The organism is Streptomyces sp. NPDC002817 (genome assembly GCF_053592055.1).
Window position 1 is genome coordinate 561,125 of the sequence record NZ_JBSFUY010000002.1, and the last position, 13,622, is coordinate 574,746.

General features: G+C 71.7%; 12 protein-coding genes. 8 read left to right on the forward strand and 4 right to left on the reverse strand.

Features of this window, described 5'->3' with window-relative positions; translation table 11 throughout:
• Positions 1-8: 8 nt before the first annotated feature.
• The 3 genes from ACWD3I_RS05580 to ACWD3I_RS05590 form a co-directional block, all read right to left on the reverse strand.
• Positions 9-887, reverse strand: coding sequence for a transcriptional regulator (locus ACWD3I_RS05580; RefSeq protein ID WP_365397374.1), 879 nt, complete (start codon positions 885-887; stop codon positions 9-11).
• A complete protein-coding gene (locus tag ACWD3I_RS05585) occupies positions 884-1,270 on the reverse strand; it encodes a hypothetical protein (RefSeq protein ID WP_365397371.1) in 387 nt (128 codons plus the stop codon). Before ACWD3I_RS05585 ends, ACWD3I_RS05580 begins: the two co-directional genes overlap by 4 nt.
• A 187-nt stretch (positions 1,271-1,457) precedes the next feature.
• Positions 1,458-2,873 carry a type III PLP-dependent enzyme domain-containing protein gene (locus ACWD3I_RS05590; protein ID WP_365397368.1) on the reverse strand — a complete coding sequence of 472 codons (1,416 nt, stop codon included), beginning with the start codon at positions 2,871-2,873 and terminating at the stop codon, positions 1,458-1,460.
• A gap of 115 nt (positions 2,874-2,988) precedes the next feature.
• Between ACWD3I_RS05590 and hutU the strand changes: the two genes are divergently transcribed.
• From hutU to hutI, 4 genes are all read left to right on the forward strand, one after another.
• On the forward strand, positions 2,989-4,653 hold the full coding sequence (gene hutU / locus ACWD3I_RS05595) for a urocanate hydratase (RefSeq protein ID WP_365397365.1): 1,665 nt from the start codon (positions 2,989-2,991) through the stop codon (positions 4,651-4,653).
• Positions 4,654-4,853: 200 nt separating this feature from the next.
• Positions 4,854-6,062, forward strand: coding sequence for an allantoate amidohydrolase (locus tag ACWD3I_RS05600; RefSeq protein WP_365397362.1), 1,209 nt, complete (start codon positions 4,854-4,856; stop codon positions 6,060-6,062).
• Positions 6,059-7,411: a formimidoylglutamate deiminase gene (locus tag ACWD3I_RS05605; protein ID WP_365397359.1), complete on the forward strand. Its 1,353-nt coding sequence runs from the start codon at positions 6,059-6,061 to the stop codon at positions 7,409-7,411. The genes ACWD3I_RS05600 and ACWD3I_RS05605 overlap by 4 nt, the downstream gene beginning before the upstream one ends.
• A complete protein-coding gene (gene hutI / locus ACWD3I_RS05610; RefSeq protein ID WP_365397356.1) occupies positions 7,408-8,703 on the forward strand; it encodes an imidazolonepropionase in 1,296 nt (431 codons plus the stop codon). Before ACWD3I_RS05605 ends, hutI begins: the two co-directional genes overlap by 4 nt.
• 57 nt (positions 8,704-8,760) lie before the next feature.
• On the opposite strand, the gene ACWD3I_RS05615 is transcribed toward hutI, so the two are convergent.
• On the reverse strand, positions 8,761-9,666 hold the full coding sequence (locus ACWD3I_RS05615) for an RNA polymerase sigma factor SigF (protein WP_266891486.1): 906 nt from the start codon (positions 9,664-9,666) through the stop codon (positions 8,761-8,763).
• A 240-nt stretch (positions 9,667-9,906) separates the two neighbouring features.
• On the opposite strand from ACWD3I_RS05615, the gene ACWD3I_RS05620 reads away from it, so the two are divergent.
• From ACWD3I_RS05620 to ACWD3I_RS05635, 4 genes are all read left to right on the forward strand, one after another.
• Positions 9,907-10,284 (forward strand): STAS domain-containing protein, encoded by a 378-nt coding sequence (locus tag ACWD3I_RS05620; RefSeq protein ID WP_365397351.1) that lies wholly within the window; start codon positions 9,907-9,909, stop codon positions 10,282-10,284.
• A 235-nt stretch (positions 10,285-10,519) separates the two neighbouring features.
• Positions 10,520-11,035, forward strand: a complete 516-nt coding sequence (locus tag ACWD3I_RS05625) for an ATP-binding protein (RefSeq protein ID WP_365397348.1) — start codon at positions 10,520-10,522, stop codon at positions 11,033-11,035.
• Between the two features lie 335 nt (positions 11,036-11,370).
• Entirely contained in the window at positions 11,371-12,648 is a 1,278-nt protein-coding gene (gene serS / locus ACWD3I_RS05630; RefSeq protein WP_365397345.1) for a serine--tRNA ligase, read from the forward strand.
• Positions 12,649-12,816: 168 nt separating this feature from the next.
• A complete protein-coding gene (locus ACWD3I_RS05635) occupies positions 12,817-13,506 on the forward strand; it encodes an LPXTG cell wall anchor domain-containing protein (protein WP_365397342.1) in 690 nt (229 codons plus the stop codon).
• Positions 13,507-13,622 lie beyond the last annotated feature (116 nt).

The following is a 13,622-nucleotide window of genomic DNA, read 5'->3' on the forward strand; positions in this document are numbered from 1 at the left end:
GCTGCCGTTCAAAGGGACTCCAGCGCATCCCTGAGCCTCTTCAGCAACGTGATGTCGGGATCGGCGACCTCGGGCATGGCCGCATCGGAGGGGCGTTGGGGGCCGCGGGTGGCCAGGGGTATCGGCGTGCCGTGGCGCACGGGGCCGGGTCTGACGGGGGCGGCGGCCGGGTCGCGGGTCACGACCCCGGCCGCCGCCAGCCGCCGTACGTCCACCAGGGTGTGGAACGCCGGGCGGCCCAGCCGGTGGGCGATGTCCGACGCCGCGCGGACGCCGTCGACCAGGTGCAGCACCGCACGCTGGCGGGCCGTGAGGCCGGGGGCGGCGAGGGCGTCGGAGTGCAGCAGCGGCGCCTCGTCGGTCGTGGGGTCGGGCCAGATGCGGTGCAGCAGGTCGCGGCGGCGCAGCGTCTCGTGCTCCAGGGCGGCCACGGTGACCGGGTGCACGGCACCGAGACGGCCGGCGCCCGTGTACCGGAAGCGGCCCGGACTGCTGCTGGGCGCCAGCGCGAAGTAGGCGGCGTCGTACAGCGCCTCCAGGTGGCACAGCTCCAGCGCGCCCCGGGTGAGCCGGCCGCGCCCGGCCAGCAGCAGACCGGCGCCCGGAGCGCCGTCGGCCTCGGCGACCGCCTGGTTCCAGGTGTCCGCGTCCAGCGTGCCGTGGGCCGTGAGGAGCACGTCGAGGCCCGGCGCCAGGGGGCTCTCGGCGTGCACCACCCGGCCCTCGGCCAGATGCAGGGTGCCGCGCTCGCGGACGAGGACGCCGGTGGCCCGCTCGGCGGCGAGCCGGGTCAGCATCGGTGAGACGCCGCCCCACGCCCGGTCGCGGGCCTCCGCCTTGTCCCGCACCGGCAGCCTGGGCGGCGGTGGGGTCCTGACCGTCGTCATCCGAGCACCAGCCGTCCGGTCATCTCACCGAGGCGGATACGGGCCAGCGCGAGGTTGCCCTCCACGCGGGCCAGCCACAGATGCAGGAAGACGCTGCTGTCGAAGGACGTCCGGACGAAGCACAGGACGTGGTAGCTGTCCCGGTTGCTGATGATGACGTCCTCGACCGGTGGGTCGGTGACGTCGTCGTCCGGGGCGAACGCCCGGTGTTCGGCGGCCAGTCGGGCCAGCTCGGCCGCCTCCGCGGCGGCCGCCTCGTGGTCGCCGCCCGGTGACTCCCCGGCGGTGCCCAGGGCCAGCCCGCTGGTCCAGTCGACCAGCGCGACGCCCCGGGCACCGGGTAGTTGCATGGCTTCCAGCAGACACTCGTCGATTCCGGGCACCGCGGTTCCCCTCCCGCATGGGGTTCGGCTGAGTGACGCCGAAACTACGCAGGGTGTGCGTGAGGGGTGAGGATTCTGGCATTTTCCAGTGGAACATGCGCCAGATGACTAAGGTGGGTCAACTGGGCTCGTTTTCGGAACAGTTGACCCACATGTCCACCGGCGTGCGTCAACGGCGCGTGGTTGCTCAGAGGGTGGTGAGCCCGGACGCGTGCGCCCCTCCGGATTCGGCCACGATCTCGTCGACCGTCTGCGGCGTACGGACGGTCGCGAAAGCGACCCCGCCACCGTCGCCGCCCCCGTCGCCGACGTCACGGCCGTCGCTCGGGGCGAAGCCGTAAATGCCGGGCCGCGCCAGGGAGTTGTACGCGTAGTGATGCGCGAAGTAGTACGCCCCCGTGTCCAGCGCCGCCGCGTGGTCCCCCTGCTCCAGCAGCGGCAGTGCCCGCGCCTCGGCGAGCAGATCCCCCGAGAAACAGGCCGGCCCGGCGATGTCCTGCACCACCTCGGGCCCCTCCTTGGGCCGCCCCTTCGCGTCGTACGCCGCGATCCTGAGCGGCCACGACCCCGGCACGTACACCGTCCGCGTCGCCACCTGCACCCCCGCGTGCGTCACCGCGACCGCCCGCCCGCCGGCGCTCTTGGTGTACTCGACCCGCGCCACGACCGTCCCGTGCTTGGCCAGCAGCGACCGCCCGAACTCGGTGACCAGCCCGTACCGCCCGTCGAACAGCCCCGGCACCGCCTCGCTCAGCAGCCGCGCGTACTGCGCGTACGTCGGCGCCGTCGTGTCCGAGCCGAAGTTCACCGGCAGCCCGCCACCGATGTCGACCGTGTCGATCTGCCGCCGCCCGAGGCTCCGGTTGATCTCCTCGGCGAGCGCGTACGTCTCCGCGGCCCCCTGCGCCATCAGCGACAGCGGGATGCCCTGCGAGCCGGTGTGCGCGTGCAGCCGGGTGAGCCAGGGGCGGTCGGCGTAGGCGCGCACGATCCACTCCCGGGCGCCCTCGTCCCGTAGCGCCACCCCGAACTTCGAGGTCGCCGTGGCCGTGGACGTCGCCCCGATCGAACCCCCGCCGACCTGTGGGTTGACCCGGATCCCGATGGGGGAGCGGCTCGTGGCGGACCGCATCAGGGCGTCGATACGGTCCAGCTCCTGCGGATTGTCGGCGTTGACGGCGATCCCCAGCGCCAGCGCCTCCCGCAGCTCCGCCGGCGTCTTCGCGGGCGAGTCCAGAACGGTCATCTCCGGACGCAACCCCGCCGCCCGCGCCAGCGCCAGCTCGCCCGGACTGGCCACCTCCGCCCCGATCCCCGCCTCCCGCAGCAGCCGCAGCACCGGCACCAGTGGGGTCGCCTTCACCGCGAAGGCGTGCAGCACCGGGGTGCCGGGCGCGGTGACCGCGTCGAACGCCGCCCGCAGCTCAGCCGCCGACTCCCGGATGCCGGTCACGTCCAGAAGGCCGACGATGGGGTGGCCGGGCCCCAGCAGCCCCTGCTCCACGGCGGCCCGCACCGCCGCGTCCCGCCGCACCGCGCGTGCCAGGTGCTCCCCGTTGCCGTTGTCCACGCCGTCCCCCGTCAGGTCGATGTCCGTGCCCATGCATCCAGCCAAACACCGGTTCCGGCCCCATGCCGAGGGACCGTGCTATTGACTAGGTCTATTCAGAAAGTCAGGATGTGAATAACAGCAGCAACAGTCCGCTAGGAGGCAGACCATGTCAGGACCCCGCCCCGTCCGAGCGTCGCGCGGTACGGAACTGAGCGCCCTGGGATGGCAGCAGGAAGCCGCCCTGCGGATGCTGCAGAACAACCTCGACCCCGAGGTCGCCGAGCACCCCGACAAGCTCGTCGTCTACGGCGGCACGGGCAAGGCGGCCCGTGACTGGCGCTCCTTCGACGCGATGGTCCGCACGCTGCGCACCCTCAAGCAGGACGAGACGATGCTGGTCCAGTCCGGCCGGCCCGTCGGTGTCATGCAGACCCACGAGTGGGCGCCGCGCGTGCTGATCGCCAACTCCAACCTCGTCGGCGACTGGGCGAACTGGGAGGAGTTCCGCCGTCTGGAGGCCCTAGGTCTGACCATGTACGGCCAGATGACCGCCGGCTCCTGGATCTACATCGGCACCCAGGGCATCCTCCAGGGCACCTACGAGACGTTCTCCGCCGTCGCCGCGAAGAAGTTCGACGGCACCCTCGCCGGGACGATCACCCTCACCGCCGGCCTCGGCGGCATGGGCGGCGCCCAGCCGCTCGCCGTCACCATGAACGACGGTGTCGCGATCTGCATCGACTGCGACCCGCGGGCGATCGAGCGCCGGATCGAGCACCGGTACCTGGACGTGCGGGCCGACAGCCTCGAGCACGCGCTCCAGCTGGCGGTCGAGGCCCGTGACCAGCGCAAGCCGCTGTCCATCGGCGTCCTCGGCAACGCGGCGGACCTGGTGCCTCAGCTGCTCGCCATGGGCGCCCCCATCGACATCGTCACCGACCAGACCTCGGCCCACGACCCGCTGGCGTATCTGCCGACGGGCCTCGCCTTCGAGGACATGGCGGACGACGCGGCGAAGGACCCCGCCGGGTTCACCCAGCGCGCCCGTGAGTCGATGGCCCGGCACGTCGAGGCCATGGTCGGCTTCATGGACGCCGGCGCCGAGGTCTTCGACTACGGCAACTCGATCCGCGGCGAGGCCCAGCTCGCCGGGTACGAGCGGGCGTTCGCCTTCCCGGGCTTCGTCCCCGCGTACATCCGGCCGCTGTTCAGCGAGGGCAAGGGCCCCTTCCGCTGGGCGGCCCTGTCCGGCGAGGCGTCCGACATCGCGAAGACCGACAAGGCGATCCTGGAGCTGTTCCCCGAGAACGAGTCCCTGCACCGCTGGATCAAGATGGCGGGGGAGAGGGTCCACTTCCAGGGCCTGCCCGCCCGTATCTGCTGGCTCGGCTACGGCGAACGCGACAAGGCCGGCGAACGCTTCAACGACATGGTGGCCTCGGGCGAGCTGGCGGCACCGCTGGCGATCGGCCGCGACCACCTCGACTCGGGTTCCGTCGCCTCCCCCTACCGCGAGACCGAGGCCATGCTCGACGGCTCCGACGCGATCGCCGACTGGCCGCTGCTGAACGCCATGGTGAACGTGGCGTCCGGTGCGTCGTGGGTGTCCATCCACCACGGTGGCGGCGTGGGCATGGGGCGGTCGATCCACGCGGGCCAGGTGTCCGTGGCCGACGGCACGAAGCTCGCCGGCGAGAAGCTCCGGCGGGTGCTCACGAACGACCCCGGCATGGGTGTCATCCGGCACGTGGACGCGGGATACGACATCGCGGCGTCGGTCGCCGATGAGCGGGGTGTGCGGGTGCCGATGCGCGAGGGTGACGACGCGTGACGGTGAGCGAGAGCGGGCGCGGCAACTCCCCGGCGGGTGCTGAGGCCTCGTCGCCGGGCGCGGATCCGGCCGTGCCGACCCTCCCCCACTCTCAACCCCGTTCGAGCGGGGGGACCCCCATCGCCCTGCGGAACGACTGCCCACAGCCTGTGCGGGGTGATGCGGCACAGCCGGCCTCGGGCGGTGCTTCCTTCCACACCATGTGGAGCGAGCTCCGACCCATCGGCCGTCACCCCGGCTCCCGCGGCTACCGCCGCTACGCCTGGACCGGTGCCGACGCCGAGTGCCGGGCCTGGTTCAAGGAGCAGGCCGAGGCTCGTGGGCTGGCCTACGAGGTGGACCGCAACGGCAACCAGTGGGCGTGGCTCGGGGATCCCTCCGCCGGGGACGCCGTCGTCACCGGGTCGCATCTGGACTCCGTGCCGGACGGCGGTGCCTTCGACGGGCCCCTCGGCGTCGTGTCCTCCTTCGCCGCGCTCGATGAGCTCCGCGCCCGCAAGGCGACGTTCACCAGGCCCCTCGCCCTCGTCAACTTCGGCGACGAGGAGGGCGCCCGGTTCGGGCTGGCCTGTGTCGGGTCGCGGCTCACCTCGGGGCAGCTCACCGTCGAGCAGGCGCACAAGCTGACCGACGGGGACGGGGTCACGCTCCCGAAGGCCATGGAGGCCGCCGGGTACGATCCCGACGCCCTCGGCGCGGACCCGGAGCGGCTCGCCCGCATCGGCGCCTTCGTCGAGCTGCATGTCGAGCAGGGCCGGGCGCTGGACCTGTCCGGCGACCGGGTCGGGCTCGCCAGCGCCATCTGGCCGCACGGGCGGTGGCGGTTCGACTTCCGGGGCGAGGCCAACCACGCCGGCACCACCCGCCTCGTCGACCGGCGCGACCCGATGCTGTCGTACGCCGAGACCGTGCTCGCCGCCCGTCGCGAGGCCGAACTCGCCGGTGCCGTCGCCACCTTCGGCAAGATCTCCGTCGAACCCAACGGCGTCAACGCCATCCCGTCCCTCGTCCGCGGCTGGCTCGACTCCCGCGCCGCCGACCAGGAGAGCCTGGACGCCGTGGTCGGCGGGGTCGAGAAGGCCGCCCGCGAGTACGCGGCGGCCCACGGCATCGACCTCGACGTGGTCCGCGAGTCCTTCACCCCCGTCGTAGAGTTCGACCACGCCCTGCGTGACGAACTCGCCCGCATCCTCGGCAGCAGCAGCGGCACCGACCTCAAGGTCCCCGTCCTGGGAACCGGCGCCGGACACGACGCCGGGATCCTCTCCGGGCACATCCCGACCGCCATGCTGTTCGTACGCAACCCCACGGGTGTCTCGCACTCCCCGGCCGAATTCGCGGCCGAGGACGACTGCGTGGCCGGGGTACTCGCACTCGCCGACGTACTGGAAGGGCTGGCCTGCAGGTGACCCGGAAGACCTACTGGCTCGAACACGCCTGGCTCGACACCCACGTCGAGCCGGGCGTGGCCGTGGCGACAGAGGACGGTCGCATCACCACCGTCCGCACGGACACGCCCACCCCACCTCCCGGCGCCGAGATCCTGCGCGGCCTCACGCTGCCCGGCCTCGCCAACGCCCACTCGCACGCCTTCCACCGCGCCCTGCGCGGCACCGTCCAGGTCGGCTCCGGCACCTTCTGGACCTGGCGTGAGGTCATGTACGCCACGGCCGACCGGCTGACCCCGGAGAACTACCACGCCCTCGCCCGGGCCGCCTACGCCGAGATGGCGCTGGCCGGCATCACCGCGGTCGGCGAGTTCCACTACGTCCACCACGCCCCCGGCGGCACCCCGTACGCCGACCCCAACGCCATGGGCGAGGCCCTCATCGCGGCCGCCGCCGACGCCGGCATCCGCATCACTCTCCTCGACACCGCCTACCTCTCCTCCGGCATCCTGAACAAGCACAGCGGACAACCGCCCAACACCCATCAGCTGCGCTTCTCCGACGGCAGCGCGGACGCCTGGGCCGAACGCTGTTCCGTTCTCAAGGAACGGGATCACGCGCGGATCGGGGCGGCCATCCACTCCGTACGGGCCGTGCCCGCCGGCCAGTTGGCGACCGTGGCGCAGTGGGCCGAGGAGCGGCGGGCCCCGCTCCATGTGCATCTGTCCGAGCAGACCGCCGAGAACGACGCCTGCCGGGCGGCCCACGGACGCACCCCCACCCAGCTGCTCGCCGAGCACGGCGTCCTCGGCCGGCGCACCACCGGCGTCCACAGCACCCACCTCACCGACGAGGACATCGCCCTCATCGGCGACTCCGGCACCGGCACCTGTATGTGCCCCACGACGGAACGCGACCTCGCGGACGGCATCGGACCCGCGGTCGCCCTGCAGAGAGCGGGCTCCCCGCTCTCCCTCGGCTCCGACAGCCACGCCGTCATCGACCTGCTCGAAGAGGCCCGGGCGATGGAGCTCAACGAGCGGCTGCGCACCCGCACCCGGGGCCACTGGACCGCCGCCGCGTTGCTACGGGCCGCCTCCGCCGACGGTCACGCGGCCCTCGGCTGGGACGAGGCGGGGACCCTGGAACCCGGAGCGCTCGCCGACTTCACGACGATCGCGCTCGACTCGGTCAGGACGGCAGGGCCGCTTCCGCGGCTCGGGGCCGAGACGGCCGTATTCGCCGCGTCGGCAGCAGACGTGTCGCACACGGTCGTGGGTGGTCGCCATGTCGTGCGGGACGGGGTCCACTGCCTCGTACCGGATGTACCGCAAGCCCTCGCGGACGCGGTCGAAGCCCTGCGCGGATGACCCCGGGCCGCCCGCCCGCGCGGCCCGCCTCCGTCCCCGAACCCGCCCCCACCGCCGACCAGGCCACCAAGGACGCCATGAGCAACGCGACGACCGTCAGTCCCGCCCACTCCGCGAGCACCGCAAGCACGCTCATCACCAGCATCGCCGCCCTGGTCACCAACGACCCCTCCCTCGGTGACAGATCCCCCCTCGGACTGATCCAGGACGCGGCCGTCGTCATCGAGGGCGACCGCGTCGTGTGGACCGGTGATCAAAGCAAAGCACCCGCCACTGACAACCGGGTCGACGCGGGCGGCCGGGCGGTCGTCCCGGGCTTCGTGGACTCCCACTCCCACCTCGTCTTCGCGGGTGACCGGACGCAGGAGTTCAACGCCCGGATGTCGGGGCGGGCCTACAGCGCGGGCGGCATCCGTACGACGGTCGCGGCGACCCGGGCGGCGAGCGACGCCGATCTGGAGGCCAACCTCACGCGCTACCTCGCCGAGGCCCTCCGTCAGGGCACCACGACCTTCGAGACGAAGTCCGGCTACGGCCTGACCGTCGAGGACGAGGCCCGCGCCCTGCGCATCGCCGCCGCGCACACCGAGGAGGTCACCTACCTGGGTGCGCACATCGTCTCGCCCGACTACGCCGACGACCCGGCCGCGTATGTGGAGCTCGTCACCGGCGAGATGCTCGACGCCTGTGCCCCGTACGCCCGTTGGATCGACGTCTTCTGCGAGAAGGGCGCCTTCGACGGCGACCAGGCCCGTGCGATCCTCACGGCCGGCAGGGCGAAGGGGCTGCACCCGCGCATCCACGCCAACCAGCTCTCCTCCGGCCCCGGCGTCCAGCTCGCCGTCGAACTCGACGCCGCCAGCGCCGACCACTGCACCCACCTCACGGACGCCGACGTGGCGGCACTGGCGAGCGGCAACACCGTCGCCACGCTCCTCCCCGGCGCCGAGTTCTCCACGCGCGCGCAGTGGCCGAACGCCCGCCGACTCCTGGACGCCGGCGTGACGGTGGCCCTGTCGACCGACTGCAACCCGGGCTCGTCCTTCACGTCGTCCGTGCCGTTCTGCATCGCCCTCGCGGTACGGGACATGGGCATGACCCCCGACGAGGCCGTCTGGTCGGCCACGGCGGGCGGCGCGGCGGCCCTGCGCCGCGACGACATCGGCCGCCTCACTCCGGGCGCCCGAGCCGACCTCACCCTCCTCGACGCCCCGAGCCATGTGCACCTGGCCTACCGGCCGGGCGTACCACTGGTCAGCGCGGTGTGGCGCAAAGGCGTACGCCAGGTCTGAAGCACTGCGAACGCGGCCCGCCCGGCAACCGGGCGGACCGCGCTGGGAGAACCGGCGTCACTCCTCGACCGTGAGCCCTTTCCGCAGCCGCACCAGCGTCCGCGACAGCAACCGCGACACATGCATCTGCGAGATCCCGAGTTCGTCGCCGATCTCGGACTGCGTCAGCCCCGCCACGAACCGCAGGGAGAGGATCTTCCGGTCCCGGGGCGGGAGTTCGGCGATCAGGGGCTTCAGGGACTCGACGTACTCGATGCCCTCGATGCCGTGGTCCTCGTAGCCGATCCGGTCGGCCAGGGCGCCCTCGGCGTCGTCCTCCTCCGGCTGGGCGTCCAGGGAAGAGGCCGTGTACGCGTTGGACGCGGCCATGCCCTCCACGACCTCGTCCTTGGTCAGGCCCAGGCGCTCGGCCAGTTCACCCACCGTCGGCGCACGGTCCAGCTGCTGGGCCAGCTCGTCGCCGGCCTTGGCGAGGTCGAGCCGGAGCTCCTGGAGCCGGCGAGGCACCCGCACCGACCACGACGTGTCGCGGAAGAAGCGCTTGATCTCACCGACGATGGTTGGCATCGCGAAGGTGGGGAACTCCACGCCGCGGGCGAGCTCGAAGCGGTCGATCGCCTTGATCAGGCCGATCGTGCCGACCTGGATGATGTCCTCCATCGGCTCGCTGCGGGAGCGGAAGCGGGAGGCGGCGAACTTGACCAGGGCGAGGTTGAGCTCGACGAGCGTGTTACGGACGTACGAGTATTCGTGGGTGCCCTCCTCCAGCGACTCCAGCCGCGCGAAGAGGGTCTTGGACAGGGCCCGTGCGTCCACCGGCCCCACCTCGTCGAACGGGGGGATCTCCGGAAGCCCGGCAAGTAGGTCGTCCTGCTCGATGGGATCCAGATGTTCCGGGGGGGATGTCGACGTCGCTGTCTGGGTATGCGAGGCGTCGAGCCGGGGTGACATGATGTCCTCCATCGTTCTCGGCATATGGGCTGCCGAAGCCATTTGCGTGCACTGCGGTGTGCGGCGCCTCCAAAGCCGGCCGTGTCGAGTACGTGTCCTTACTAGCCCTACCCGCTTTCCCGACCCCACCGCAAGTGCATTCTGTTCGGATATGTCCGTTTGTGTGCAGATGTTCGGGTGTCAGGGCGTGGAGGGAAGGCGTAGTGTTCGTGGGCGTCAGGAGCAGCCACGACGTCGGGAGAGAGAGACGGCATGGACCGCGGGACGGTCGGCAGCGCACAGTCTGGCCGGCTTCTGGTCGAGGTGCGGAAACAAGGCGCCAGCGCCGTCGTGACCCCGGCGGGTGAGTTGGATCACCACACCGCCGATCTGTTGCGTGAGCCACTCGAGGCCTGCCTCGACGAGGGCTTCAACCGGCTGGTGGTGGACTGCTCGCGTCTGGAGTTCTGTGACTCCACCGGGCTCAACGTACTTCTCGGCGCACGGCTGAAGGCCGAGGCCGCCGGTGGCGGAGTGCATCTCGCCGGGATGCTGCCCGTGGTGGCACGCGTCTTCGAGATCACCGGCGCCGATGCGGTCTTCACCGTCCATGACACGCTCCAAGCGGCCCTGGCCGACGAGACCGGCTGAGCCGGTCCGTCGGGCCTCGCGGTGCCCCGGGCGTCCCTGTGCGACCGGTGCTCTCCACGCGCGTCCGCCCTCGCGGGAAAAGACGCGGGCCGAAACAGGGGGTGTTCTGCCCGTTCGGTCGGGCAGGAGACATCCTGAAAAAGGCGTCAGGCGCGGCGACGGATCCATCGTCGATCTACGTACTGCACTCTGACTATTGAATCGTGAACTGGTGAATCGGTGAGGTGAAGCGCTGATGAGCAGCACCCGGCCTTTCTCGCCGGGCGACCGCGGCCCGGAGGCCGACGGCGCTTCCGGGGTGTCCGAAGGGGGTGCGGCCGTGCCGCCCGAGTCGTCGGCGGGCCGGCAGGTCCGCAGAGTGAGCTTCGACGGCGCGAGCGGCGTCGTCCCCATGGCCCGCGACTTCGCCCGTCAGGCGTTGTACGCGTGGGGCTGGCTGCCGGCCGCCACCGCCGACCAGCGGGCCGCCGCCGAGGATGTCCTGCTCGTCGTCTCCGAGCTGGTCACCAACGCCTGTCTGCATGCCGAGGGCCCGGACGAGCTGTGCATCGCGCTCGACAACAAGGTGATCCGCATCGAGGTCTCCGACAAGGGCAACGGCCAGCCGGCCCCCCGCACCCCGCACCGCGCGGGCCGCCCCGGCGGCCACGGCATGTTCATCGTGCAGCGCCTCTGCCTGGACTGGGGCGTGGTCCGCAGCCCCGGACTCGCGGGCAAGAAGGTGTGGGCGGAGCTGGGCGCACCGGCGTAATCCGGTTGGCGCGCCGGGCCCGGCCCCTCTAGCCTCGACCGCAACGCGCTGACGGAGACAAGTAGCCCCGGGCCACGCGAGCAGAGAGAGCCGCCGACAGCTGTGAAGGCGGCCTCGCGGTCCCGGTGCGAATCCACTCCCGAGTGCGGGGAGGAAATGCCCCGCCGGCCGGCCCCCGTCATCGGGCTCGAACGAGACCGCCGTACGGGCCGAAGAGATCCGGCTCCACGACGGTGAAGGCGTGGTGGCACCGCGAGTACCCTCTCGCCCACGCCCCGAGGGACCACCCCGGGGCGGCGCCTGCCGTTCCGGCAGAACCGGACGGAGCGGGCACCATGCTCGACGTCACCCTCATCCGACAGCACCCCGACCGAGTCCAGGACGCCCTGCGCAAGCGCGCCGTGGACGCCGACATCCCCGCCTTCCTCGCCCTGGACGCCGAGTTCCGCGAGGCCCGTACCGCCGTGGAGCGGCTGCGCGGGGAGCGACGGCGGATCTCGGCCGACATCGCCGTACGACGGAGGGCGGGCGAAACCGCCGAGGGGCTCCAGACCGACGCCAAGGAGCTGACCGACCGGCTCGCCGCTGCCGAGGCGGAGCTCGCCCGGCTGGCGCGGGAACACCGGACGTTCCTGGATGCCCTGCCCAACCTCCCGGACGACGACGTCGTCGCGGGCGGCAAGGAGAACAACCAGGTCGTCCGGGCCACCGGAACCCCGCCCGCGTTCGACTTCGACGCCAAGGACCACGTCCAGCTCACCGAGGAACTCGGCCTGGTCGACCACAAACGCGGCACCCGGCTCGCCGGCAGCGGCTACTGGGTCTACCGGGGAGAGGGCGCCGCCCTGGAGTGGGCGCTGCTCAATCACTTCCTCGACACCCACCGCCGGGCGGGCTACGAGTTCGTGCTGCCGCCGCACCTGCTCACCTACGAAGCCGGTTATACGGCGGGACAGTTCCCGAAGTTCGCCGACGAGGTCTTCCGCACGGACGACGACCACTTCCTCCTGCCCACCGCCGAGACCGCCCTGGTGAACCTGCACCGCGGCGAGACCCTCGACGAGGCCGAACTCCCGCTCAAGTACGTGGCCTGCACGCCCTGTTACCGCAAGGAGAGCGGCAGCCACCGCACCGCCGACCGCGGCACCCTGCGCGGCCACCAGTTCAACAAGGTCGAGCTGTTCCAGTTCGCCCGCCCCGAGGACTCGGCCGCGGTTCAGCAGGAACTCCTCGCCCGCGCAGAGGAGTTGGTCGCCGGGCTCGGACTGCACCACCGGGTCACCCAGCTCGCCGCCGAGGACACCAGCCCCGCCCAGGCCAAGACCTACGACGTCGAGGTGTGGCTGCCCAGCCTCGGTGCGTACGCCGAGGTCAGCTCGGTGTCGAACGCCCGCGAGTACCAGGCCCGGCGCGGCGGCATCCGCTACCGCCCGGCAGGCGGCGGCAAGCCGGCGTACGTCCACACCCTCAACGCCTCGGGCCTCGCCACCAGCCGGCTGCTGCCCGCCATCCTGGAACAGCACCAGCGGGCCGACGGAACGGTCGAGGTGCCGCGGGTGCTGAGGCGCTGGGGAGCCCCCGAGCTACTCCGTCCTCGGGTTACCCGGGGTTAGCTCTCCACCCGAACCACCTTGCGTGCGCGCCGGATCGTCACAACTCCGGCGCGCACCTTGTCTTCCCTCCTCGCGAGCCCGGGCGTACCTTGACGGCCCATCTGATGTGCCGTCAGGTACTCGCGCAAGACAGGAACCAGTCAGGGAAACGAGTAAGGGAGCGGAACCGTGTCGTACCGGAAACGAACCGCCGCGCTCGCGTCCACCGCGGCCCTGGCCGGCTCGGTGGTGCTGATGGCCGCCCCCGCCGCCCGGGCCGAGGTCGTCGACGTCAAGTACCAGTGCAAGACGCCGATCGGCGACAAGAGCGCCGTCTCGCCCATCGACATCAAGGGCGTCAAGAGCGGCAGCGGCTACAAGATCACCATGTCCTGGCAGAAGGGCGTCTCGTCCAGCCCGGTCGATCTGGGCAAGGGGTCGATGAAGCCGAGCGCGGTCATCCAGCTCGGCGGTGCGGAGAAGGGCACCCTGAAGGTGACCGGCTCGGCCAACCAGGCGGTGGTGCCCGCCAACACCCCCATCAAGATCAATGACTTGAGCGGAACGTACACGCCGAAGGAGTCCGGAAAGGTCACCTTCACGGCGGGTGTGCTGACGATCATCGCGCTCGGTACGACGACGACGTGTACGCCGACGAACAGTCCCGGGCCGTCTCTCAGTCTCGATGTGACTGCCGCGGGTGGTGGGGGCGGCGGCGATACACAGAGCGGATCCGAATCCGGTTCCGGTGACTCGCTTCCGCAGACCGGGCCCGAGGATTCGGCGATCGCGCTCGGGACGCTCGGCGGCACGGTGTTGCTCGCGGGGGCGGCGGGGTCGTTGTGGGTTACGCGGAGGCGTCGGCGTTCTGCGGGGTGAGATGCGCCTTCGGGGCGCCGCGCCATGGCCGTTTGCGGCTGCGGCGCCGTTGTGGCTTGTCGCGCAGTTCCCCGCGCCCCTCAGGGGGCGCGTACCGCAACGCACGATTCTACGGA